Origin of the sequence: Pseudoalteromonas luteoviolacea H33-S (assembly GCF_001625695.1) — a bacterium.
Classification (GTDB): domain Bacteria; phylum Pseudomonadota; class Gammaproteobacteria; order Enterobacterales; family Alteromonadaceae; genus Pseudoalteromonas; species Pseudoalteromonas luteoviolacea_B.
On sequence record NZ_AUXY01000053.1, the window covers coordinates 121,808 to 146,753 of the forward strand.

22 protein-coding genes are annotated in these 24,946 nt (G+C 39.8%); 11 read left to right on the forward strand and 11 right to left on the reverse strand.

Annotated features, from left to right (window positions below; genetic code table 11):
• The first annotated feature begins 166 nt into the window (after positions 1 to 166).
• Together N477_RS05455 and N477_RS05460 are read left to right on the forward strand one after the other, a co-directional pair.
• Positions 167 to 559 carry a hypothetical protein gene (locus N477_RS05455; protein WP_155731809.1) on the forward strand — a complete coding sequence of 131 codons (393 nt, stop codon included), beginning with the start codon at positions 167 to 169 and terminating at the stop codon, positions 557 to 559.
• Between the two features lies 1 nt (position 560).
• Positions 561 to 1,682, forward strand: coding sequence for a DGQHR domain-containing protein (locus tag N477_RS05460; protein ID WP_063360447.1), 1,122 nt, complete (start codon positions 561 to 563; stop codon positions 1,680 to 1,682).
• Between the two features lie 32 nt (positions 1,683 to 1,714).
• Here N477_RS05460 and dndE read toward each other — a convergent pair whose 3' ends face one another.
• The 6 genes from dndE to N477_RS26265 all read right to left on the reverse strand — a co-directional run bounded on the left by dndE (position 1,715) and on the right by N477_RS26265 (position 9,102).
• Positions 1,715 to 2,077: a DNA sulfur modification protein DndE gene (gene dndE, locus N477_RS05465; protein WP_063360446.1), complete on the reverse strand. Its 363-nt coding sequence runs from the start codon at positions 2,075 to 2,077 to the stop codon at positions 1,715 to 1,717.
• A complete protein-coding gene (gene dndD, locus N477_RS05470) occupies positions 2,077 to 4,068 on the reverse strand; it encodes a DNA sulfur modification protein DndD (protein ID WP_063360445.1) in 1,992 nt (663 codons plus the stop codon). The genes dndE and dndD overlap by 1 nt, the downstream gene beginning before the upstream one ends.
• On the reverse strand, positions 4,065 to 5,693 hold the full coding sequence (locus tag N477_RS05475) for a DNA phosphorothioation system sulfurtransferase DndC (RefSeq protein ID WP_063360444.1): 1,629 nt from the start codon (positions 5,691 to 5,693) through the stop codon (positions 4,065 to 4,067). The genes dndD and N477_RS05475 overlap by 4 nt, the downstream gene beginning before the upstream one ends.
• Positions 5,690 to 6,775 (reverse strand): DNA sulfur modification protein DndB, encoded by a 1,086-nt coding sequence (gene dndB / locus N477_RS05480; protein WP_063360443.1) that lies wholly within the window; start codon positions 6,773 to 6,775, stop codon positions 5,690 to 5,692. The genes N477_RS05475 and dndB overlap by 4 nt, the downstream gene beginning before the upstream one ends.
• A gap of 118 nt (positions 6,776 to 6,893) precedes the next feature.
• Positions 6,894 to 8,945: a DNA phosphorothioation-associated putative methyltransferase gene (locus tag N477_RS05485; protein WP_063360442.1), complete on the reverse strand. Its 2,052-nt coding sequence runs from the start codon at positions 8,943 to 8,945 to the stop codon at positions 6,894 to 6,896.
• Positions 8,926 to 9,102 carry a hypothetical protein gene (locus tag N477_RS26265; RefSeq protein WP_196760585.1) on the reverse strand — a complete coding sequence of 59 codons (177 nt, stop codon included), beginning with the start codon at positions 9,100 to 9,102 and terminating at the stop codon, positions 8,926 to 8,928. Before N477_RS26265 ends, N477_RS05485 begins: the two co-directional genes overlap by 20 nt.
• Positions 9,103 to 9,435: 333 nt before the next feature.
• Between N477_RS26265 and N477_RS05490 the strand changes: the two genes are divergently transcribed.
• Positions 9,436 to 10,683, forward strand: coding sequence for a UPF0149 family protein (locus N477_RS05490; RefSeq protein WP_063360441.1), 1,248 nt, complete (start codon positions 9,436 to 9,438; stop codon positions 10,681 to 10,683).
• Between the two features lie 279 nt (positions 10,684 to 10,962).
• Here N477_RS05490 and N477_RS05495 read toward each other — a convergent pair whose 3' ends face one another.
• On the reverse strand, positions 10,963 to 12,873 hold the full coding sequence (locus tag N477_RS05495; protein ID WP_063360440.1) for an alpha/beta fold hydrolase: 1,911 nt from the start codon (positions 12,871 to 12,873) through the stop codon (positions 10,963 to 10,965).
• 357 nt (positions 12,874 to 13,230) lie between these two features.
• Between N477_RS05495 and N477_RS05500 the strand changes: the two genes are divergently transcribed.
• Positions 13,231 to 13,599, forward strand: a complete 369-nt coding sequence (locus N477_RS05500) for a hypothetical protein (protein ID WP_063360439.1) — start codon at positions 13,231 to 13,233, stop codon at positions 13,597 to 13,599.
• Between the two features lie 330 nt (positions 13,600 to 13,929).
• Here N477_RS05500 and N477_RS25920 read toward each other — a convergent pair whose 3' ends face one another.
• On the reverse strand, positions 13,930 to 14,076 hold the full coding sequence (locus N477_RS25920) for a hypothetical protein (RefSeq protein WP_155731810.1): 147 nt from the start codon (positions 14,074 to 14,076) through the stop codon (positions 13,930 to 13,932).
• A 128-nt stretch (positions 14,077 to 14,204) separates the two neighbouring features.
• A complete protein-coding gene (locus tag N477_RS25925; RefSeq protein WP_155731811.1) occupies positions 14,205 to 14,354 on the reverse strand; it encodes a hypothetical protein in 150 nt (49 codons plus the stop codon).
• A 319-nt stretch (positions 14,355 to 14,673) separates the two neighbouring features.
• Here N477_RS25925 and N477_RS05505 point away from each other — a divergent pair, with 319 nt between their 5' ends.
• From N477_RS05505 to lodB, 3 genes are all read left to right on the forward strand, one after another.
• The gene (locus N477_RS05505; protein WP_063360438.1) at positions 14,674 to 15,792 is read left to right on the forward strand and encodes a DUF1570 domain-containing protein; all 1,119 of its coding nucleotides are present in this window, start codon (positions 14,674 to 14,676) and stop codon (positions 15,790 to 15,792) included.
• A 260-nt stretch (positions 15,793 to 16,052) separates the two neighbouring features.
• The gene (lodA, locus tag N477_RS05510) at positions 16,053 to 18,137 is read left to right on the forward strand and encodes a CTQ-dependent lysine 6-oxidase LodA (RefSeq protein WP_063360437.1); all 2,085 of its coding nucleotides are present in this window, start codon (positions 16,053 to 16,055) and stop codon (positions 18,135 to 18,137) included.
• 5 nt (positions 18,138 to 18,142) lie between these two features.
• Positions 18,143 to 19,273: a lysine-epsilon-oxidase maturase LodB gene (gene lodB, locus N477_RS05515; protein ID WP_063360436.1), complete on the forward strand. Its 1,131-nt coding sequence runs from the start codon at positions 18,143 to 18,145 to the stop codon at positions 19,271 to 19,273.
• Between the two features lie 99 nt (positions 19,274 to 19,372).
• Here the strand turns inward: lodB and N477_RS05520 are convergent, their stop codons facing one another.
• Positions 19,373 to 19,678, reverse strand: coding sequence for a hypothetical protein (locus N477_RS05520; protein WP_063360435.1), 306 nt, complete (start codon positions 19,676 to 19,678; stop codon positions 19,373 to 19,375).
• 112 nt (positions 19,679 to 19,790) lie between these two features.
• On the opposite strand from N477_RS05520, the gene N477_RS05525 reads away from it, so the two are divergent.
• Both N477_RS05525 and N477_RS05530 read left to right on the forward strand, forming a co-directional pair.
• Positions 19,791 to 20,678 (forward strand): LysR substrate-binding domain-containing protein, encoded by an 888-nt coding sequence (locus N477_RS05525; RefSeq protein ID WP_063360434.1) that lies wholly within the window; start codon positions 19,791 to 19,793, stop codon positions 20,676 to 20,678.
• A 133-nt stretch (positions 20,679 to 20,811) separates the two neighbouring features.
• Entirely contained in the window at positions 20,812 to 21,282 is a 471-nt protein-coding gene (locus N477_RS05530; RefSeq protein WP_063360433.1) for a hypothetical protein, read from the forward strand.
• A gap of 1 nt (position 21,283) precedes the next feature.
• On the opposite strand, the gene N477_RS26565 is transcribed toward N477_RS05530, so the two are convergent.
• Complete coding sequence (locus tag N477_RS26565) at positions 21,284 to 21,415, reverse strand: hypothetical protein (RefSeq protein ID WP_269199992.1); 132 nt, start codon at positions 21,413 to 21,415, stop codon at positions 21,284 to 21,286.
• 44 nt (positions 21,416 to 21,459) lie between these two features.
• Between N477_RS26565 and N477_RS05535 the strand changes: the two genes are divergently transcribed.
• Together N477_RS05535 and N477_RS05540 are read left to right on the forward strand one after the other, a co-directional pair.
• Complete coding sequence (locus N477_RS05535; protein ID WP_063360432.1) at positions 21,460 to 21,792, forward strand: hypothetical protein; 333 nt, start codon at positions 21,460 to 21,462, stop codon at positions 21,790 to 21,792.
• A 322-nt stretch (positions 21,793 to 22,114) separates the two neighbouring features.
• Positions 22,115 to 24,904, forward strand: a complete 2,790-nt coding sequence (locus tag N477_RS05540) for a tetratricopeptide repeat protein (RefSeq protein WP_063360431.1) — start codon at positions 22,115 to 22,117, stop codon at positions 24,902 to 24,904.
• The last annotated feature ends 42 nt before the right edge of the window (positions 24,905 to 24,946 follow it).

The following is a 24,946-nucleotide window of genomic DNA, read 5'->3' on the forward strand; positions in this document are numbered from 1 at the left end:
TAACACGAAGGAGGTAACTATTAATACTCAAGAACAAAAAGAAGAGTATAAGGTCACGGACTTTTGGCATGTGCTCTGTTCCAAGTCCGTATCCATTTTTACTAACCATTTGTTTTTTTTATTTTTTGTCTTTTTTATATTGATCATGGGAACATTTGGTATTTGGGTGAAGCCTGTACTTATTGATGACTTAACATTAGAAGGTTTTGTAAACAGTTTTAATACTCTTAACCTTTTGGCTTTTTCTTTGCCATTACTGGTAACAGTCGTATTCGACAAAGTTGTTACGATTACCGCGCAAGGTAAAGTTGATGATCCACCTTTGGTTATCTGGTCGAGTATTTTAGCTTTAATTGCAGTGTTTATAATTGGAGTACTTTTCACTTTAGGTGGGAAAAATAACCTAGATAAATATAGTGTTTGTTCTTTTATCGCTTGGTTACTTGTTCTTTATATTTGGGTTGTTTTTAACGTAGATAATCCAAACTATCAGAAAAAAGCGCCAGAAAATGCTGCTTCTGGCGGCACACATGTTAATTACGAAGATTTAGAGGACTAATATGGATAATTATTTTAATAAGCCAGCACTCTTTGTAAAACAGCCCTTTAGAGACTTCTATATAGTAAGTATTCAAGCTAGTAAACTTGTAAATGTATGTTATTCATTTCCAGCTATGTATGGAGGTGAAGCTTTAAATGGGGTTCAAAGGGGATTGAACGAAAAACGCATTAGTAATATTGCGGAATTTAGCAAAACAGAAAATGCTTTGTTTCCAAACTCAATAATACTGTCAGCGAATATCTTACCGGATGGTACTATACCTGATGACGATCGTTGGCATATTGAAGGTGATAACTTAGTCATTCCGACTGATAAACCATATGCATCAATCGTTGACGGCCAACATCGTTTAGCGGGATTAAAGAAAGCGCTTGAATCTGGCGAAATTGATGATTCATTTTATGTAGTTTGTGCAGTTTATTTTGAATTAACTGCTCCTGAGCAAGCAGAAGTATTTGCAACTATTAATTTTAATCAACAAAAGGTAGATAAAAGTCTAGCATACCAGCTTTTTGGTTATGATTTGGAAGCAACAGATAGAAAGTATTGGGCTCCTGATACACTTGCTATCTATTATTCTAGATTGTTAAATAAAATGGAGGAGTCACCGTTTTTTGGTCGCGTCAATTTCGGTATGATAAAAGATGAAAAGTCAAGTAATCTTGATTGGACTATTTCAACATCGTGCCTAGTTGAAGGGATTACATCATTAATGTCTAGTAATCCTGCTGCGGATAGATATGATATTCATAAAAAGAAACTAATTCGAAATGAGAGAGATTGTTTAGAAGTAAAAAGGAATAGTCCCCCTCTAAGACCCGCATATATAGATAAAAAAGATAAATCAATATTCGATCTTCTTCTGGATTACTTTAAAAAGTGGAGTGATTGTGCATGGCAAAATGAGCGCACTTCGTTCATGAGAAAAACTATTGGTATCCAAGCCTCTTTCGACATTTTAAAGGACTTATGTAAAATTTATGGATTAGAGAAAGACCAAATTATAGAAAAGCTAGATGACATTGACCTGGTTGACCTTGGAAATGTTGAGGTTAACTATTCAGGGATTGGTAGATCACAAATTCGGAATGAATTAAGAAAGCAATTAGGCATAGAATAACTATATGAAGGGGGAATTTCCCCCTTTATGCTTTATTTTATTTGTACTATTTTTTTTAACATATCAGTAATTTCTAATTCAAACTTTATTGAAGAAGAACCACTTTCAACATGCGCTGCCCACGCTATCTGTAATTCTTTATCAGAGTACTCAGGGTAGCGCAGTTTAAGTAACAGCTCGGTCACTTGCTGGGTTTTACCCAGCCAAGTGAATTTATCGAGCTTAAGATTGCCAGAAAGTTTGTAGTCTGTTGTGTTATCAAACACAAAGCCGCTTTCAATTGAGCGAAAAAAGGCAATACGAGCAGCTACATTGGGTGTAATGCCTGTATTGGCTTTTAGGTTTTGCAGTTGCTCTTCAACAGATTTTTTTAGCCACATGGTTTGCGGTAGCATTATACGGCCTCCTTAATTTTACTCGCCCAAAAATAACCTTCAGAAAGTGTTGAGCACTTAGTTGCTTGGTCAAACTCAATTTCAAATGCATGTGATACTTTATTTGCCATGATATCGAAATAATCTTGATCTACCTCGGTATCAGTTGAAAGTAAAATCACTTGCTCGCCAGCTTCCGGGAAGTAATGCTTGATCAGCTTATTACGGTGTTTTGAGTCTAAACGGCCAAGTGGGGTATCAACCACCACTGGCAGCACTTTGCCAGATAGCTTGCCAAGCGCCTCCAAAATTGCAAAAGCAAAAATTTGCTTTTCACCAGCCGACATTGATTTTCGGTTAATGGTAATGCCATCTTGGTCAACCAAGTTAACATCGAAGGTGGTTGTATCTATTTTTGCGCTGAGTTTTAAATCTTCTTTACGTGCTAGTTTGCGATAAGACTTGGCAAAGAGTTCTTCTAGTTGTTTAACACGCAATTGGGTTAACTCGTTAGAAAATTCTGTAAGCGCGGCATTTGTGGCATCAACACGCTTAACCGCTTTATTAACTGAGCTCTCAGTCTTTTGACTTACATATAGCTTTTCTAGGCGTTTTGCGTTTTCAAGTGCTTTTTCAACTAGCTTTTTCGCTTTTAAAAGCTGGTTTGTATACTTAGTTTTAAGGGCTGACTTTTGCGCATCTAATTCACGCAGTGATGTATATAGGGCGCTTAGCTCTTCTTCATCAGGGGCACGCTGAATATTTAAAGAAAGGTTTTCATATTCAGTGGTTGTTGCGCCGAGTGATTCTGCAAGTTCAGCAATGGTTTGTTTTGCATTATTTGCATTGTCAAGCTGTGCTTTCATAACTGCAAAATCAGAGTCTGAAATATCAAGCTTTAACACTTCAAGTACAACTGCCGAATTTAATTTTGCAAAGTACTTATTTACCTCTTTGTATATATCAGAAGCGCTGCTTGCAAACTGGTTACTAAGTGCAGTTTCTAACCCTTGCATATTTTGGCTGAGTTGCTCGTTGAAGGCCCGTTTTGCTTTAATTTGCTGCTCGTTTTCAAGCACTTTAATTAAACCTTGCATCGCCGTTGGTGCCAATGCCATCGGAAATTCGCTACTAAGCTCGTTAAGTATTGAGGTATTTAATTTTGTTTGCTGCTTTAAAAGCTCATCGGCACGGGCCTTTTCTTGCGACTTGGTTTTAGCCCAAGCACCACCGCGCGATTCAATTTTATGCTCGATCAGCTCAATTTGTTTATTGATACCTGCAAGCTCGCTTTGAATACAGGCTTCAAGTTCGCGCTCAGCATTGGCTTGTTTGAGAAGTTGTTTTTTCTCTTCTTCAAGCTCGGCAATTTTACGTACCGTACTGGCCGATGCTTTGTCTTTGGTGATTTGTTTTATGTAAATATCTAAATCATCACCAAGGCGATTGATTACATCTAGACCCAGCAGTTTTTGAACAGCTTCTTTTAAATAAGTGCCTGTGTCATCTTCGGCAAGTTCGGCAATTTTTTCACCGTCAAAAAAGAATAAGTCACCGATACCCGGTGGAACAAGTTCATGTAAAAAGCTCTGTACTTGTTCTGAATTAAGGGTTTGGTCTTGTTTGCCGTTTTCACTTAGCGTAACAACTTCATCGCCATTACTAGTCCAAGTGCGCTCGATAATATAAGCGTTATGCTGGCCTAGGTGTGTATGGGTAAACTCAAGCGTTACTTTGGCTTGGCTTTGGTTGTTATCTTTAAGCGCTTTTTTGTTTATTTGCTCACTTAAAAAGGCTGCATAGTCTTTTTTATGTACTGCATTACCAATTGCACGGCGACCAAGTAACGCTAAACGAATGGCCGTTAAAATAGAGGTTTTACCTGCACCATTTAAACCACCAAATAAAATAATGGGCTTTTCATTAAACTCATCTTTCTTGGGTGTGAGATCTATATGCGTGGTTTGGTTAAATACACGAAAGTTATGCAGTGTTAGGCTTTGAAAAATCATGATAAGCCCTCTTTAGCAAGTAGTTTGTTTAGATCATCAAGCTCTCGCGTGATTTCTTTTACTTCTTTTGATTGGCGCATTTGGTTCTGGCGACTTTCTAAATGTTCTTCAATAATTTCTTCGGCAGATTCCCAGTCTTGCTGTACCAATCTGCCAAGTTTATTAAATATGCCTGTACGGCGGGTTAAACCACTCATTGATGTTTCAAGATCAATTAACTTTTTAACCATGTGCGGTGAAATACCGTGCTTAGGTGCAATGGTATTTAGCAGTTGGCTTTCTTCGCGGCTAAATTGCGTGGTGTCATCCATTGTCCAATCAAGGTCATAGCCATACACTTCTTTAAAAATGGTTGGTAATGAATCATCCCAATCTGGCTCGTTGGGGTCGTTCAACCACTCGTGGCGCACAGCATGCAGCTCTGGAATAGTGATCAGTGCTTGTCCATTTAAATGCTTTTCGAGTTTTTTTTGTAGTTGCAGTAAAACGCGCAACATAAAGCGGCGGTACTTAAGTAAGTATGGGCCTGTTGTGTAGTCGTCCAGTAATACTTTTTCACCGTCTTCTTTAAGCGTTTTAAAAGCTAAACGGCCATTACGGCGAATATGGTTACGGTATTTCTTTTTAAGAGCTGGTGACGTACTACGCGATAAAATATTACGGTACTTAAGTAGTGGCTCCATCCATGTTTCGCCATTCGCTACTAGGCTTTCCATCGCGCGGTCTTTTGTTACTACGGTACATGTCCAACAACCAAAACGTGAGTTACCACACGACGGTGTTGTTTCGTCTATAACTAATGGGCATTCACCCTGACCAGAAGAATCTTTGTACAGGTTCCAAAGTAGTAGATTTTTTCCACCCCATGGGTTTTCCCATTCTAGGTCGTATTTATCTATCCACTTATTACGCGGACCGTAAGGTGTTTCTTCTTGTTTTAAGTGGCATAAACGTAGGATTTTCCAAACATCATCAACATGCCACGTATCAATAGGCGTATAAATAAACGCATTTGCAAGTGTCGTGTGCACTGCGAGATCAGAGCCATCAATTTTATGCTTTTTAATCACTTGTGCACGCGATGCACTTTCTTGCGAGCGAGAGCCTAATACAACAATTACCTCATCGTATTGGCTAACCTTTTCTGTAATAAAAGTACTTACAGGGTCAATCTTCATACGCTCTGTGCACCAACGGAAATTACGTGTTGGTGCTGGGTAACCTTTACCCAATAGGTTTGACCAAAAAGTTTGGTCTGTTTTTGGCGTTACCTTGTGCGCAGTGATTGGTAGGTCATCGCGCTTGGCACCGACATTAATTGCTTCTAATGAGTTGTTAACGTGATCTACGACTACAGGGGTTTCTACTAGAGTATCTGACGCAACAACAAAGACAGGTTTATGACGTTGCTCAGGCTTTAAGCCTTGGAGTGCCATATACACTAAGGCCATAACTGCAGATGAGTCTTTACCACCACTGTAACCAATAACCCAAGGGCGAGTGTCTGCCAGGTAAACACGTTGTGTGTCTGCAATAAACTCACTTAAATAACGACCTGAAAACTGCTCGTTTTCGATAAAATCGATATATTCTTCTTCCAAGTCGTGTTGGTGTATTAACTTCATGCGTTTAGTAACTTGTTCTCTTTTTCAACTTCTTCGGGCGTTGGCTGTAGGCCAATTTCACGTTTAATTTGCATCGCGGTTAAAAATATATTAGATACCGCTTTTGATAAACGTCCATGCTGCATTGCTCGGTTTGCCCAAGCACTATTAGATTTAAGCCAGTTTACTTTACCAAGCTTATCTATGTAACTGTTTTGCTCGTTTTCATCTAATTTCAGTAAACATTGGCCGACAACTGCAATCGCTTGTAGCCCAATACCATGTGCACTTATAAATTCTTGTCTAAACTCTGGTGCCGCGAGAGTTTTATTTTGGACTTGTTGCCACTCTAGCATTGAGTCATTTAGCTTGCTCCAAAACCTAACTGCAATGGCTTTTTCTTCGTCAGTAAAACCTTCTTTTGGCCCTTTACCAAACAGTGTCCTATTTGACTGTTTTATACCACTTAGAGTGAAAAGCTTATTGCTTCTCACAGAAATAGAAGAGCGTTCGAACTCAGTAAAGCCTAAAAATGGTTTTGAATTATTTGCTAGATAACGCGCAATTTCAGAAGACTGATCTCGATGATCATAAAGAGTAGCAAGAGATGAACTGGGGCGTACTGCATATTTATTTAAATCAGCAAACATTTGTTGGCTACGTTTTAACCCTTCGTCAACAAAAAACAGTACAGCAATGTTGTCTTGGCCAAGTTCTGGGCTTTCTTTTATAGCTTCTTCAATTGCTGCGCGACGATGCTGGCCATCATTAATAAGGATTTGTGCATCCATCGGTACAATAAGAGTACCTAGGTTTGGATTTTCTTCTGAATTTTTAAATTCCACTTCAGTACCAACTGAAGCAGTCAGAGCTGAAAATACATAATCTTGAGGGGAATCCAAAAGGTAGCGCGCCATTTCAGGAATTCGGCCTTTATTTAGTGTGCGTTGCGAGCGCAATTCCGCAGGCACCTCTTCTTCGTCGTACATAAAGATTTTTGGAATGATACGAAGAGGGCAAGTTGCTATATAAAAGGGTTTACCTGCTTGCTGTCCACGTACAGCAGGAAAGCTGTAACAATAATTACTGTCAATATTGCTCATTGCGATTTACGTAATAATGAGTAGTACGTAATATTATTACGTACATAACGTAACTTTTCTAGTTTTTTATAGCTTTAAAATAATAAAAGCTGCTTCTGTACGTTATATGAACAAAGGGTTATTGTTGTTTTTTATAAAACTTATCCCCTTTCAACTCTACCCCCCAATACTCAAACACCTTTTGTAGAATGTCCCAATCAGGCCATTCTGCTTTTGGTACGCCTTTGAGCATATCAGCGAGTCGTTTATCAAATCGTTGCTGTGCTTTGTATTCGTTTATATTCGGCTCGATAAAGTCCAGTTTGTTGTAAAGCGGTTGCAGCGGGAATTCGTTACCGTAGTAAAAGTAGTCTATGTCTTGCTCGGCGAGTTTTACTTTTATACGTTCGGTGAGTAGCGGGAGTTTTTTGCTGTACTCATCATATTTTAATAGCGTTACTTTGCCTGAGCGCATATGTATTTTTATTAGGTCAATGTCGTCGATGTCACCATACAGCTGTGCCGCGCAGCCAATATACACTCTTAAAATTGCTGGTAGCTTGATTAAGTAGTGTTTGGGTAATGTGTAACTTTGGCTATGGTTAAACTCGCCAATGTTGAGCCGTTCAAAAACTTCAGAGCATGCATTGGCTATGTTGGCAGGGGATGAAATTGAAAATAGCAGTGTTTTTGCTTGCTCAAGGGCTTGGTTTAAGCTCTCAAAATGTGTTTTTATGTCTCGTTGTAGCCTATTAGGTAAATGGCTTTTTGCTTGGCGCTTGCCAAATAGGCTCAGTGCAAAGTACACCAATAGGTCTTGTTGACGTTTTTGTTGAGCTGCTTCAAATTCAGCATATTCAAATTGGCTTTGTGCTAGTTCAAACGCTTTGTTGTGGCTGTCGATCACCGCTCTAATTTGTTCGCTTTGTTCAAACTCGTCGTTAGCAGGTATACGGCCATAATGTAGGCAATGCTGCCAAAAGGATTCAAACAGTTCAGTGTGTTTTTCAAATACGCTTTGCTTAATTCGTTCGGGTAGCTTTTTAGCGATAGGGTGTTTTGTAATATGTTGCCATTCATGGTTATTAAATTGCAGCTCAATGTGATGTTGCTCTAGCAAAGCTGGGCATTTAAACACGGCGATGATCCCTTGGCCAAATGGTATGGTTTTTACATTGAGGGTGTGTTCAATAAACTCTCTGATTTGTGCTTGGCTGTAGTACTTTTGAAAGGTGTTACGCTTAGTGATCACACCATCTTTATAAGGTTTAAATTGCTCGAATATGCTTGAGTTAATAAGCATTACAGAAACGACAAGTAACTTATCGCACAATGAATAAGCTTGTTTAAGCGTTTCTTCTCGTTCGTCATAGTCTTCAATGACATTAAGCACAAAGCCAAGATTTACAATGTCGCTTTGCACCTTTTTGCCATCGGGTTTGTGTACTGGGTCCCATGCGTTTATGTTTAGGCCACTCGCTTCGAGCTCGCGTTGGTCATCCCCCAGACCACAGCCATAGTCTTGAATTGAATAATCACCATTTAAATATCCATACTTTGCAAGCTTTTGAAAGGGGGCTGAGAGCCTGTCGCGATTTATCGCGGTTAGGTGCCGCTGAATTTGAGCTGTTTGTTGTGGCTCTGTGATTGCTGCAGGTTTAGTTATCTCAACTTGCTCGAGTCGACCATATTGATCGAGTTTGTAGCCTTTACGTTGTATCAATCGAGTCCATTGTTGTTTAAAACCGATTGTTTTGGTGTTTTGATAGAGGTCGATTTGCTCGCCTTCTAATGTGATGGCTTCAAACTCTTTAAAGTGCGGGTAATTGGGTAGTACAAACACTTCTTTGCGGTGCAATATTGGTGGGTTATCTGATTGGGTGTAATCGGTTATTTTGGCTGTATGTTCTGTTAAGTCAATAGTGACGCTTTTGGCGAGCGCTGGATAGGCGTAGGTATCAAAATCTGGGTAGTTGAGTAGAGTGAGCTTAAAGTCTCTTTTTAGTAGTTTGACGATGTTCCATGCATTACCTTCCGCAAACACATTTGATGCATTGTTTATGAGTGCATTCAATTCAGGGGTGAGGGATTGCAGTAAAGCAGAGCGGTGAATGTAGATTGCATTAGGTAAGTGTTTGCCTAGCTTTAAGCTTTTTACTGCTTTTTTGTATTCAGGAAAGGATAGACTCATCGACTTGCTCAAAATAATAGAAATACGCTCGACCTCGTTTTTCGAAGACTAGTTCGCCATTTTCGCGTTTATGCATGAGCTCACAACCACTGATTTTTAAGTGTTTTTGTGCTTGCTTGCTGGTAAGCCAGTGGCCTTTGTTTTGGTTTTTGTCCATGAAAAACGTTTTTTTGATTATGACTTTGGTTAACTTACGCCAATTTATGTATTTATGCGAGGGGCTATAGTGAAACGGTATGCTTTGTTGCCAATTTGCTGCACGGCCAAATCCTGTTGTTTTTATTCTAACTAATTGATAGTGCGATTATCTTATCGTTTTTTGATGTGTTGGACCAGGAAGTACACAAATATGCGTTATTCACTTTTATTCTATGCAAAAATAATGATAACGAGATGATGCGCGAGTGAGGCATTGCGTATCAATGGGTAAAAGAGTAACGTGAAGCTTTAATTTTTCCTAATTTATAAGGGACTTCTTTTGATACATTCAATGGCCCGAAAAACTATCTTAGCTTTTTCACAAAATACCCCCCTCCAGCCTGATTATAACTACATTGAAGGGTTTTTAGTTGGACTTGCAACGCTTGGCACTGAGGTTCGGGTGGATGAATGGTTGGTTAATATATTTGGCGACTACCAATCGATTGATAGGTATCAACTGGAATCTTTAATAGAGCTGAGTGAGCAATGCAAGGTGGCGGTAGCTAAATCAACGTATAAATTACCAAAGCAGTGTGTGCTATCAAAAAATGATATTGCAAAGTCTCTAGATGAAGGTGCGCCCTTACCTAAGTTTTGTACTGGCTTTATAACAGGGCTGAGTACCGCATTAAATGATTTAGAATTATCTGCCGAGCGCAAAGAAGCGATTGTCGCAACACAAGCTGTTTTTGCTGGGTTTACTAGCCTTGATAGGGCAAAGCTGACGTTTTCTTACTCTGAACCGACTCGAACTTTTGAGCAAGAAGCTTTATTGGCAAAAAGAAGGTTGGCTTCAACAATACATTCGCTTTCCGATATGTTAAGTATGTCGCCGTTTGATTTTGATGCCTTTGCTGATTCAGAATTTGAGGGCTTTGATTACAGTGAGTTTAGTGACGAAGAGTTAGATGCTAAAGATGATGCAGTGAGGTTATTGCTTCAGCTTGATGATGCTAACGATCTGGACTTATTTGATGAATTTCTTAATGTAGAAGAGCAAACTTTTATAACACCTGCGTTCAAAAAACAAAACGAAGGGCATTTTTGGCTTATTCATGAAACTCGGCCTTATATGGCTGTACGTTTTCACAAAGCAAGGTTGCTGTTTGAAAGTAATCAGTTCCAACAAACATGCACTGAGTTAGAAGAACTATTAAAGCTTAACCCGAATGATAACCAAGCTTGTCGTTATTTGTACGCAAACTGCTTAGTCATGCTTAAACAATGGGATAAGTTAAAGGCGTTGTTGAGCGAATATGAGGAAGGTGGGATTTTCATGAAATCAGCTGAAGTTTTGATGCAATTTGCTTTAGGGGGAGAATCTGCTGAGCTAAATGTAATTAAACAAAGTTTGATTAAAGCAAACAAACATTTTGTAAAAATTTTAACAGGACAAGAAAAAGTCAAACTTCCCGAAGTGTTAGGTTATACACTAGGTTCTAAAGAAGAAGTCATCACTTATATTGAAATGGGTGGTAAGAAAGCATGGCTAAGTGTTGAGGGAAGCTTATTTTGGTTACGAAATAAAAAGAAGTAAGGCTGTGTTGTCGGTTGTAGATTTTAACAGTCAGTGTTTGCAAAGTTTAAAGATTATCGCATTTTCAACCTTCGTCGTTGTGGGCTTATTCTAATCAGGTTGAAAGGTCTTTTACGCAAGTTTATGGTGATTTGATTTAAGAGCTATAGGCGTAGCTTTTTCTAACGCGCTCGACACAAATTTTGTTATGTCTAAATGTTTAAAGCAGTAAAAAGCCCGCATTAATATGCGGGCTTTGCTCTCTTAACTGCTTGAGTAATTACAAGCAGTCTATCAAAACTACAGGTGTTGCTTTAAGAAATCGAGATAGGCTTGAGATGCTTCAATACGGTTTTGCTTTTTAGTAAAACCGTGGCCTTCGTCTTCAAATAACACGTATTCCACAGGCACATTATTACTGCGCACAGCTTCTACTAACTCGTCACTTTCTACTTGCAGTACGCGTGGGTCGTTTGCACCTTGCACGACTAGAAGTGGTTTAGTGATGTTTTTAGCGTGGAACAGAGGCGAGATGCGTCGCAGTCTTTCGCCGTCCACTGCAGGGTCACCAAGTTCTTCGTAAAGTGATTTTCTAAAAGACTCCCACCAAGGCGGGATAGACTCTAGCGTTCTTACCCAGTTGGTTACGCCAAAAATGTTAATCCCAACTTTAAATTCTTCTGGCTCAAATGCCAGCGCAGCGGCTGTCATATATCCGCCGTAGCTGCCTCCCATGATCCCGATGCGCTCAGGGTCCACCCAGTCAAGTTCTTGTAAGTACTTTTTACCCCAAACAATGTCTTGTAGGTCGTCTTCACCATGGCGTTTGTCATCTAAGTGGAAGAAGGTTTTACCATAGCCAGAGCTGCCTCGGTTGTTAACGGCAAATACGGCATAGCCTTGGTTTACCAAGTGTTGGGTGCGTGCACTGTAACCTGTTCTACTTTGACCGCCTGGACCGCCGTGGACAAAAATCATGGCAGGGACTTTGTTTGTCGCACTGGCTAGTTTGGGCTTATAAAGTACGCCCGGTACTTCAAGGCCATCAAAGCTATTAAATCTAGCAATGGTGCTCTCGACTAGGTGCTCTGGATTAATTTTATCGCTGAGTGTAGATGTCAGCTGTTTTACTGAGTCACTGCCTACTTGCCAAACAAATAAGTTGTTTGGCGCTGTATCTGAGTTTAAGTGAAAAGACATAAGCTTTTCATCGGCTGAAAAGTTTACTGCCTTAATGCTGCCGGCAGGGAGCTTAGGCAGTCTGATATCTTTACCCGTTTTTAAATCTGTGACTGTCACCTTCATGCTTGAGTCTTCGTTAACGCCGACAACACGGTATCTATCTGAATCAGAGAAGTATAGAAACCTGACATCCCACTCTTTTTCAATGTAGGGCGTATGCTTTTGTGTGGCAATTTCATAGCGCCACATTTGATAAAATTCACCATGCGCATTGGTGCCGTAGTACAGGTATTTATCATCTTTAGAGAAACCAGTGGCTGAAAACTGTGCCTCATGAGGCACATTTGAGATTTCAATCAGTGGCGCGTCTGGCTTTTTCAAATCGAGTAGGAATAGATCGGTGTCTTTATTGCCTTGATTCTTCCAAAGCGCGAGATAGCGTTCGGTTTTACTTAAGCTTTGTACATTTAAGTTCTGCTCATTTTTATATACGAGTTCATTCTCATAGGTTTTGGAATCGTAGCGATATAAATCCATAAATCGCTCGTCGCGCTTATTACTGAGCACATAAAACTGCTTGCCGTCTTGAGAAAACCCAACGAAGTTTGCTTTGACTTTCTCACCTGGGGTGAGGTCTTTAATTTGACCATCCTCATGTCTAACAAACAAATGAAAGCGCTCATTCCCCTGATTGTCACGGGTGAATAAAATGCGATTATCATTAGGGAAGTATCTAATTGGATATGTTGTTTCAGAAGACTGAGTTAACTGGGTTTTGTTGCCTGATTTAACGTCAACCTCATATAGGTTTAACACCCCGGGCTTGTCAGAGCTGATAAGGACTTTCTGAGCATCAGCCCTAAAAGCACTGCCCATTATACGGGTCGTATCAAAAAATGTTTCTGCCGAATAGGTATTAAAGTTTGCGGCTGCTTGTTCTGCTACTGGTGCACTTGATTGTTGGCCTGTCTGGTTACATGCAGTTAAGCCTGCAACCAACGCACATGCGATGAGTGATCTTTTTAGCATAATTTTCCTTATTTTAGTTTTTCAACGCGCTCAATCATGAGAGGTTGTTTTTATATAACACGTCTTTTTGATGAAATACGACAAAAAAGCTTCATATATCTGTAAAAATATAAAAAAAATCATGTTTAAACGGGTAGTCATTGGGTGATCTTGTCAATGGCAGAGACTTAATACCTGTGATGAGGGTTGGTTAGTGAACAGGCTGTTTGGTTAAAAGGGGTGTAAGTTACTTATCTTTTGAGGCAAAGGAAGAAGTGAGTCAACGAGTACTTCAATGGTAATGTTTGTAATAACAAGCATTAATAACTATTTTTAGTTAAATAATACAGGTGTTTATCTAAGTCTTATGGAGACAGTATGAACCTGATAGTGCGCTTTTGCCTGTCTATATTTATTGTGATCACAGTGTTTGTGGTCTCAGCGACAGTGGCTGGGCTCGTTGCTGAATTTTTTGGTTTGTGGAAAAAGCCAATCATTGGTGCAATATCGGCAGCTTGTGTGGTGTTTACCGGTTATGTTACTGCGCCTCAATACAAATTGATCTGTGCAGCCATTTGGTTAGCCGTAGGTGCTGTTGCGGCGTGGGTTTTATCTAGTGTGTTTATGTATGCTGAAGATGCAGCGACTCAGATACCGCTATTAATCACCTATGCAAGCGGCGTGTTTAGCTTAATGGTATGCCGAGTTTGGCATAAAAGACAAAAGCAGCAAGTCCTGATGAAATGAGCATTTATAGCTAAAAAGGTATTCCGCTTTAGAGCTTACTACATTCAACGCACGGTTGTTTATTTAGCCTGGTTACTTGCTTAAGTTTACTTAATGGTTTTGTGGTGTATAACACCTTATTCAGTTTTATTCCAATATAGTCTTATCTAGTTATCTCTTTAGCTTTAAATTACTAACCCGTATCCTAGTCGTTTATGTGCTTAAAATTTAACTAGGTGCTGCTATGAGGGGATTTACAAAAAATTTAAAAGGTAAGCTGAGTAAGTGGGGCTTTATTCTTATTTAAAAGGCCAAGTGCGAACCACTTAGCCTAAATACATAGTTTTGTAATTATACTATGATAGGGCAAGTTTCACATGAATTACCTCTGTAAGACTCAGAAGTACCACCTGCTACTAGAGGTGTTGCTTCTGCCGGTAATGCTGCCTTGTTTTGTGATAGTTGTTTTAGCGGCTTTTTGTTTAACTTAACTTTCATTTTTAATTCCTTTATTAATGTTTTTATTGTAGCTAGGTGAAAATAGCAAAGCTTAACAAGTGAAAATGCTTTACGCTTATTTAAAAGGCCAAGTATGATTGACTCAGCCTTAATCTATAGCCCTATTACTATACTAAAATAGGGCAAGTGGTACATGAAGTGCCCCAAAACGTATTATAGGAAGTACCACCTGCTACTTGAGGTGTTGCTTCTGCTGGTAATGCTGCTTTGTTTTGTGATAGTTGTTTTAGCGGCTTTTTGTTTAACTTAACTTTCATTTTTAATTCCTTTATTTATGTTTTTATTGTAGCCATGTGAAAATAACAAAGGTTTAAAAAATATTCAATAGGTTAATTTTTTGTTTTTTAAGGCGTTGAAGGGTAACTTTTAACTTGCAGCTAATCTATCTCAACTCTTGAAATCCATTTATATAAACAGACCATCTAGTGGGCATAATTGTCTTTTGAGCAGAGAGTTATTTTTATATTTTTGATAATGCCAAGCTCAATAATAAGGTTGGCCCTTGGCTTTGATGGTTTAAATCACTTAACATTGAGTGTGCATGTAAGCATAAAATCTAAAGGAATGAAAAATACGATGAATACATGGATGGGCGTCATTTTGAAAGCCAGTGCTGTCTGTTTGCCTGTACTGTTATATTTATTTTTCGATGGTCGTCAATTCTGGCTTACCGACTTCCTTTCAAACGCTTCACAAGATATTGCCGTTGACAGTACTTTGCGAACAACAAGTGCTGAGTTAAAACAAACAGCTAATCCTAAACCACACATTACACGCCACAGTCCTGTGGCACATTTGGATAATTTAAGGCGCTTTGGTTCTTGTCAAACTGATATCGGCAGGGCAGTCAAATACCGGGTAGAAAATGGGATTTATACTTGGGTGGATAGTAAAGGGGTCCGAAATTATTCCGATAAAAAGCCAAGTCAAGGTGCGACTGCTTATCAACCCCAAAGTGGTGTTGCACTTGATTATTTTGAGTTAGAAATTTCAGGTGGGGCAATATCAAATCAATTTAGAAATAAACTCAGATCTAAACTCAAGTCAGTATTTAGGGGTTATACCAGTCTTTTGGGTTTAAGTGCGATGCGCAAAGTAAAGCTCAAGATTATTGTGTTGCCGACAAGAGGGGCCTATGAACGTGCTGTTAGAAATTTCGGGGGAGATCTGACTGGCAATGTCGGTGTTTATTTTGGTATTAGAAATACAGCGTTATTAGAGCAACGGTCGTATGAAGCGACTATGCGTACAGCGGTCCATGAAGCTGTGCATGCAATTAACCAAGCAGTTATCGGCTATTCACCACGTTGGTTGAATGAGGGACTTGCGGAGTATTTTGAGTCTATAGATGTCTCTATGCAGGTTGGTAAAGTTTCATCTTTCGACCATGTATCTCGAAATGGGTCTTTGCAAGGACAAGTGATGAGTCCTCATCAACTGATGGAGGCTGAAACGAAATGGCGCTCATTAAAACCTGATATATTATATCGGAGTAGCTGGGCATTTGTGCATTTTTTAATGTCTTCTAGTCATGGAAAAGTGAGCTTAAAACAGCTTATGTTGCTCGAGCAGTCAGAGCCTTGTGGTGTTCTTGATAGCGCACAGGTTCGTTCTATTTTTAATAATCATTATCCAACTCTGAACCAAACATTCTCTTCGTTTATTAACCGTGACATCAAGTCTCACCGGCTTTGATGACAAAATTGTGACTCATGGATGCATATATATTGTCGTCTGATGAGTAATTTTATTTGTTATTTATCAGTAAGCTAGTTTTTTTTCAATTGTTCACTTTTACTATTTATAGAATCCACATGTGCATAAATTAACTCAAGTGCTACATTTATTTTACTCTGCTGGAGCTGTATCTCAGCGAAATAAGTGCGCACCAAGGCCTTATTTTGTTTATCGGTGCGTTTTTTTATGCAGTAGTAAAGTATCTAAAGGATATAAATATGAACTATTCTCTACACCCTTCCGTAGGCGTAGCCCGGCTTGGAAATAGCAAAGGTCAGTTTTATTTAGCGCCAGATCAAATTGGTGGTTTGCCATTTGAAGCCGATGAATCGGGAAATAAAATCGATAGTCCGATGAGTCAATTTAAAGATGCAGAAGGGCGGATCCGTAGGCAAGGTCAGCCATTCAAAATTATCGATGAGAATAATAATGAATTGACGCTTTCAAGTGACAATGTAAAAGCCATTACTTGGACAGTCCATGTTGCGAATAAAAAAGCAGCATGGTACGAATTTAATGAACTCCAAGGCAATTTGTTGTTTGGAGAAGATAACAGCTATCGTAAAAGAGGGACTCCTTGGCGTAATAAAGACGCGGATGATCGTCGCCAATTAATTATTGATCCCGGCCCAAGAACAATTTCTGGTGCCAATGCACAGGCAACGTTTGATGAAGCCAGTGCCCCTGATAATTATCCAGTGAGTTTTCCTCCAAAACCGTGCCAGGGCACGGAAGTTGAAACGCTTGGCAATATCTTAACAGACAGCGAAGGTCGCTTAGTTGTCATTGGTGGTTACGGTAATGCCGGTGGCAATGAGCCGCTTGAGTCGTATGGTGGCGCTGATACTTGGCATGATGATATTGCTGATGGCACAGTTTATTGCACAGTCACGTTTGACGATGGAAAAGAACTAAAATTGTCAGCATGGGTCATTGTCGGGTCGCCTGACTTTGCACCAGAGATCGTCAATATTTCTAACTTAAGCGATACCATGTTTGACGTTGCAATACGTAGCCAAAATTTATGCCCAGAGATGTATAGCAATGGAGAATTTCAAACAAGTTATCAGGCGAGTTATTATCGGGATATAGAGCCTATTATTCAGCGTATTAGTCGCTATCAGTGGGTTTCAAACGTGCAGTCTATGTCAGCATTTGTTTCAAATATATTTGATTTTAAGGATAACTCTGAAGATAACAAAGCAAACCGAGAGGCTTACTTCAATTACTTTAGAAAACCCGTTGACCCCGCAACTGTTTTGCAAACCCCGCCATCTGAGCAAACCAATCAACAATTGTTCGAGCATGGCATTGAGGGCCATATTCCTTTAGTGCCTCTCAACTCGGGCAGCAACTCAGTGAGTAATGCCGAAGACAATATTGTCGATAAATTTTTAACACTGACACAAACCCAATACTTTTTGTTGAGTCAGTGGGCTGAGGGTAAATTCTCAAATGAAAAGCCTGTGGCGAATACATCTGCGCAGGATGCATTTGGGATATTTTATGCGGATCAAGGCAGTGTGGGGAACTGTGTTGGTTTACCTATGTGTCCAGGGATTGAGGTGACTTGGAGTATGCAAAACCCAGTGGTTTATGCGGCTCCTTATGTGATTAAAGATCAAAGTATGGGCAATGGCTTCCCTAGTGGTTTGGATCCAGAGCGTGATGAGTGTGAAGGTGGCGGTTGTCAACCAGGAGACTTAACCAAGCGTATGGCGTGCCCGTGGCAGGCTGACTTTTTCAATTGCACCATTCAAAATGTCAACTTTACAGAACCCACTGTCAATAAAGTCAATGAAGGGACTGAGGCAGATCCCAATATGGTCCCACTCGCTCCGACTTATTATAGTTACTGGTGGCCGCCGCAAAGCCCGTGGGATGTGCTGACTAATCAATATGACGATCAATCTGTGACACATTTGCCTGCTGGCCAACAGGTGAATTATGCGCGTGGTATTAATAGCTTTGTGCAAATGGTTGAGCATTGGTCAGCACTTGGTTTTATTCGTAATCAAAATACGCAAGAGCCCCACTTTCCATTTTTCACAGAATCAGAGCGAAATCACCAATTATTCGCATATAAAGACGTACCTGTGTCAGATATTACGGGCAACCCTGGCGATGACGGTACAGACATTCCCGTCTTTTACATTCCAGATGATGTGAAAACGCATCTTTCAGCAGGCTGTTCTAAAGCTAAGTCTTTACTTAAAGGTTTGGAAGAAAAAATGGCAAAACCGATCACTGCCAAACCTGCAATCAAGAAAGTGCCGCGCAGTGGTACGCGTTCAAGGCGGTAATTAATATGATGCAAGCACATGAATGTGATGTGCTGGTTGTTGGTGCCGGTCCCAGTGGGGCCAGCACCGCATTAAACTTGCTTAATCACACAGCATTATCGGTAGTAATAATTGAGCAATCTGACTTACAAAGGTTGCGTGTTGGCGAAAGCGTTTCTGAAAGTATTTTCTCCTTATTGACCTATTTGAATATTCCAGAGTCAGAATTTGGACCCGATTGCTTTGTATCTACACAAGGAAATACTGCCTATTGGGGGAGTGATAAGTCAGCCAATCGTCACGCTATATTTGCACCTGACCGAGCAACGTACCAGATCAATCGAGATATGTTTGACACTACATTGCTAGAACAAGTCGTCAGGCGTGGTGGGAGTGTATTTCCAAGGACTAAAAGCAAGGAAGTGAAGAAGCTACATGATGGGCGTTACCTTGTCGAAGCGTATCACCCCAAATATGGTCGATTAAGCATAACTTGTCGCTATCTTGTTGATGCATCCGGTCGTAACTCATCATTGAGTAAATTATTAGGGGCTTCATTGTCACAATATGACCGCCTAACTGGGGTTGGTGCATTTTTTAAAGCCAGCAAACAGCCGTTTGAGCAGTTGCAGTTAATTGAGAGTGATGAATTTGGCTGGTGGTATAGTGCTGCATTATCTAGAGACGTTATTGTCGTCACTTATTTTGGTGATTTTGAGTGTATTTCAAAACGTAAACTAAATAGATTTGGGGACTGGCGAACATACCTCGGTCAAAGCTCATACATGTCTAAACGGGTAGAGGGCGCGACATGTGTGAATGATAATTTGTGGGTACGTCCTGCAGGTACGCATTTTAACCGCTTCATGGATGTAAACAATTATTTGCCAGTTGGGGATGCAGCGTGCGCTTTTGACCCTATTTCTTCGATGGGACTCGGATTTGCAATGACATCTGGTTGCCAAGCAGCGAGTATCATTGGCAACTCGTTGACATCTACTGACTTCGAGCGGCGGCGCAAGATATATCAGCAAGATCTCGAGCAACAGTTTGCGCAATACTTGACCTTGAAACAACAGTTTTACAGTAAAGAGCAGCGTTGGCCTAACTCGCTGTTTTGGTCTCGTCGTCAACAACGAGTCGAGAACGTGGCCTAATAGACCTATTTGGATGAAAGTGAGTAAAAGCTTTTAAATATTGATTGGTATTTAAAAGCTTTTTGTTCACTAGGTTGTAGGTTAACTGCCGAGATATTTTTAAAGCAAACTTAAAATATGTCTAGCACGTTTCCTTTCAAGACAACTTGTTACTGGCTGTTTTGAAAATGAGTATGAGCTGACTTCTAATTGCTCGCTTTGATGTAGTTGACCCTTATCATACACCTGTACTCGACAGGTCGTCTTGTTTTGCTCTTCTGAATAAATAAGCTCCACTCTTTCGGCTTTCATAATTAAGTTTTTATAAGGGTAACCCGCATCTGTAAATATCCTATCAACTTCTAGCTGTTCAGCACTTGATGAAAACGTTACCAATAAAAATGTCAGTATAATTGCGTATTTCATGATAAAGACTCCCTTTGTCTCTGATTTTCGAGTTAAGTATTAAGTGCATTCATAAAACTGACAAATGAGAAATTGTGAACCATAGTTAAGTTTTTCTTAAGCATAAAAGATAATGAAAGTCCCCCCATTAAAAGGTCTTTGGTATTTTAAAACAGCGGCTCAATTAGGTAGTTTTAAACAAGCTGCAGAAGCTTTATTTGTAACACAAGCTGCTGTTAGTCAGCAGATCAGAATTTTAGAGCAGCAGCTAGGCTGTACATTATTTGAAAGACAAACTCGACGTGTTTTATTGACGCAACAAGGGCAAGACTTGTTACCATTTTTACATAAAGGTTTTGGGCAGATAGAAGTGGGCTTATCTACTCTCAAGTCTGATCCGAGCCCAAATACCATCAACCTATCAGTCTTACCGTCATTTGCCACTTGCTGGCTATTACCGAGGTTGACCAGTTTTAACGCGGCTTTGCCAGATTATCAACTGCGTATAGATCCAACAGAGCAACTTGCTGACTTTAAGCATGAAGATATAGATATTGGGATCCGCTTTGGGTTGGGTGAGTATCCTGGGTTGAAAAGTGAATTGATTGCGCAAGATGAGTTGGTTATTGCGTACCGCCCAGGCGTAATTGACCCTAGCCAACCTATCCAACCGCAGCTAGCTAAGCTCAACTTTATTTATGATGAAGGACGTGACAATAAGCTGGCTTGGCAGAAGCTCAGCAATCAATTGGGGCTTGAAGGGCATACCTTGAGCAATTTGAAAATTGATAATGCCGCATTGGTGCAGCAAGCGACAGTGGCAGGGCAAGGGTTTTCATTGTTGCGAAAACGCATGGTGGCTCAATCGGTAGAAATGGGGCAGCTGGAGATCTTCCCCGATTTTGCTTTTCCCTGTGAGTATAGTTACTACCTTGTGGCGCCCGCAAATCATTTTGAATGGCCAAAACTACAAGCTTTTCGTAATTGGATCATTACTGAGTTGAATGGTATAAGTCCATAATGAATAGCAAAAAAATATGAGGTTTTGTATTTTTACCTAGATATTAAATAAAAGCTGAACAAGCTGCTTGAGCCTATTATGTTAGGTTGGTAAATTCTTGCAATGTAATATTTTAATAATGGAATAGGTAAATATGAAGGAGCATTGTCTAGAGTTGGAATGTCCAAGCTGTCAGAAACTCAATCGGCTGCCAGAAGCCCGAACAGTAAAATGTGGCGCATGCAAAAGAGAGTTTAATGGCTTTGTTTTCAGTATGGTTAAAGGTAAAAATACCAAGTTGAAAATTAGCATCATCGCTCTAGTATGTGGTGTTGGCGGATATCAGTTAAGTGAACATAACAGTAACGAGATTTTTTCAAGTTGGCATTTATATGAAGTTGTTAGTGCTTGTGCCAATAAAAATGAGCAAACGGTAAATGAAAAAGTCGTTAGAACACAACAGTGTCTTTGCGCTTGGGACAATACGATACAACACAAAGATATAATTAGACTTGCCAATACCGAGCCTGATTTTTTGAAAGTTCATGAGGAAGCTTTTTTAAAAGTTTTCAGCGAAGAGTTTACAGGGTGTAATAAAGAGGCAGTGCAAAGCACTGCCTTATAACTTATTTTGATTTGGGTGGGTTATTGGTTCTATTTCCTCCTGATGGGTTACCTGTTTTACTCGGCCAATTTGGTTGTGAATGCGTACCTTTGGCTGGTTGGTTATGGTTAGAGCTTGGTTGCTGTTTTGGCATAGTAGCCTCCTTCTTTGTTAATTTTTTTTAGGATAAAATAACGCATGGGACAATCAGGGACACATTCAGAAGAAGTCACACAAGTTCAAGAAGAAATAAAACGAATAGCCAACAAAATGGGTAAGTCGCAAAAGCAGCTATCTGATTGTATTTATCGAGAAGAAAATGAAATCGATGATGTAGACGAAATGAATAAGTTTTATGAGAAGTTTAAAAAGCATTTGCAAAGAAATACAACTTGTATTCAAAGGTTGAAACGCTATGTTGAAATTTTGGAGCGCATAGAGTCTGTACGTAAAGCTAATAAAGCACCGAATGGGTACGTTGCTATCGGCGTTATCTCTAAAAATTTAGCAAAAAGATTGTCAAACTTATAGCTGCTTGAACCTGCTTAGATAGTTGGAGATATACTAATCAGTCACCATTAAAGTGTGGTGCGGTTCGTTTGCAAGGTGTTAGGTCTCCCTTAATTTAACTTTGAAGTAATTCATTATATCTGAGATCACCTTAATAGCTTAGTCGTTTAAGCCTATACCTAAAGAGAATGAGCGCCCGGCTGATTGCAAGCCTGTAAGTGAGAAGGCATTAAGTTACAATTTAATACCAATAATATGAACCTTGTCTAAAATTATTAATAGCGGCTGATTTGTTACAGTCTTTTAATACACTCTTAAGATCAGATTCTCTATGAAGCTATTAATGATATTTGTTTTTCTCACGCTTTTAATTGGGTGTAAATCTTCACAAAAAAGCACAAATGCCTATCTTTTGCTTTTTCAACCGGATGAAATATCTAGTGATGTGCTCAGAGCGCAAAGCTATCTTTTGTTGTCACAAGAAGCCGCTAGGTTAAAAGATTTTGAGTACCAGTTCGAATTACTTAATGAACTGGCAGAGTATCAGTATGGCCCGGCTCAGTTAGCGATCGCTAAAAGCCTTCTACAGGGGCGAGGCAAGGAATATGTCGATGGGACTGCATTAGAGTGGGCCACTAAGGCTGCTGCTAGGGATTACTCTCCGGCCATCTTATTTTTGGCAAAATGGTATCGTTTTGGCGGCCAAGGTGTAAAAGTTGATCTGAAACAAGCAATGGACTTATATGCTAAGGCGATTGAGTTAGGTGAACTATCTGCAGCAACCGAGTTGGGATACATTTTTATTCGACATTGGCGAGAAGAAAAAGGCTATGAAACCGCGCAGCAGTTATTTGCGAGTGCAGCATATCACGGAGATGTTAAAGCGCTGTGTGGATTGGGCATCGTATACCGTGAATCAGAGCAATTTAAAAATCTAGAAAAAGCCGCTGAGTACTTTCAGGTGAGTTACTCTCGAGGCTACAAAGATTGTGCTTTTGAACTGGGCTATTTACATCATCGAACCAAGCTTCAAACAGAACTGGCAAAGTATTGGTATGGTATTGCTGCCAAGCAGGGCTCAGCTGATGCGCTCAACAATTTGGGCATGATGTACAACAATGGTGACGGTGTCGCTGTTGATTATGAACTGGCGCGTTCTTATTTTGAACAAGCTATCGAATTGGGGAGTAACTTAAGTTTTGGTAACTTAGGAAGTCTGTATGAATCGGGTCATGGCGTTGAACAAGATTACTCTGAAGCTATCTCTTTGTATCAACAGGGTGTTGAGCATCAGGATGCTCAGTCTATGCATAATTTAGGCACTTTGTATGAGTCGGGCACTGGTGTTGATAAAAAAAGAGACCTTGCAATCTCTTTATTTGAACAGGCCGCAAATTTAGGGAATCGATTTTCGGCCTATAAGCTTGCGAATGCCTATTTTTATGGTGATCAAAAAACGCAAAGTTACGAGTTAGCTTTTGAGTTCTATTTAAAATCCGCGCACGCAGGTTTTGCGCCAGGATTTTGTCAGGCTGCAGAAATTGCACTTGATGAGAGTTGGACTGTCGCTAAGCCTTATTTTTACAAGGGGGCGCAGCTTGGTCAAGCCAGTTGTATCACAAACTTAGTACGCGGCATGCGCATCAATAATGAACAAGACTTACCGGTTGTTTCGATGCTTCAAAAGTTAGCTGATAATGGAAATAAGACCGCGTATGAACAGCTGGGCGATATTGTTCGAAATGGTGATTTTGGTGAGCCCGCAAGCTTTGAAAAAGCTAAGCTGTATTATTTAAAAGCGGGTGGGCTCGGCCTTGGTGACGCACTCGCAAAATTAGGCTTTTTATATGAAGAAGGCGAGCTTACCGAGCAAGATTTAGGTATGGCAATGTCGTTATACAAACAGGCTGCAGATTCAGGCTCAGGGGAGGGGAAGAATAACCTTGCAACATTTTTTTTAAATGGTGTGGTAGTTAAAAAAGACCTAAATAAAGCGATACAGCTATATGAGCAAGCTGCAAAAGATAACAATGTATCTGCAATGATAAATCTTGGAGATATATATTTTGCTCAAGGAACAAATGAAGCTATCAAAAAGGCATGTAGTTTATATAAACATGCAGTTGACTTTGGTGCGGATAGAGCAGCATTACAATATAGCAGCTGTATTCTTAAGCAAAAAGGAGATGTTGACGCTGCATATAGTTTATTAGATGAACACAGAGGTCTTGCGTGCAATTTGTGTGTGATTAAACAAGCTGAGATGATTTTGACGAATAAAGTACCTGAAAAGACCTTGTCAGATGCACTCAATTTGTTACAAAAAGCAGTAAAGAATGGTAATGCTATTGCCGCTGTTGAGATAGCAAAGATTTATGAAAACGGCACGATCGAATCTCCAAATTTTTCGCTCGCTTTTGATTGGTACAAAACTGCAGTGATGTTAGGGGAAATAGATGCGTTAAATAAAATTGCCGAATTCTACTGGTTGGGTAAAGGTGTTGATAAAAGCCAACACAAAGCCATAGAAGCAATATCTCGGTTAGCCAAAGCGAAAAAGTTTAATGTTGCATCCTTTTTAGGCGAGCATTTTTATCATGGCGTGAATGTTAGCAATGACTTTAGCAAAGCTCGCTATTACTTTATTCAGGCTGCGGAAAAAAACGACGATATTGCTCTGAATGCGTTAGGAGTTATCTATCGAGATGGTTTAGATGTTGAAGTCAATATAAACTTGGCACTTGGTTATTTTAAACGCTCCGCAATGCTTGGGTTGGCAGATGCCATGTATAATTTAGGTGCTTTAAACTTACAATTAAACCATGAAAAAAAGGGGCTTATTTGGTTACAGCGTGCAGCGGATAAGCAGTATGTAAAAAGTTATTTATTGCTTGGTGACTATTATTCAAAAAGAGAAAGCAATGTTGAGTCATTTCTTCAAGCGGTTAAATGGCTAAAGCTGGCTGCAAATGAATCTGAACTTGATGGAATGTATAAGTTAGCTATTTTACTAAAAAAGCAGAACAGTAACATATACTCACCAGAAGCTAAAAAGTGGCTAAGAGCAGCTGCATCTGCCGGCCACCAAGGGGCTGTATCTGAGTTGAAAGCATTTGAAAATAACATAAAGTAAGGGTATGTCTGTACGAAAATGCGAGGCTGTACATAACTTTGT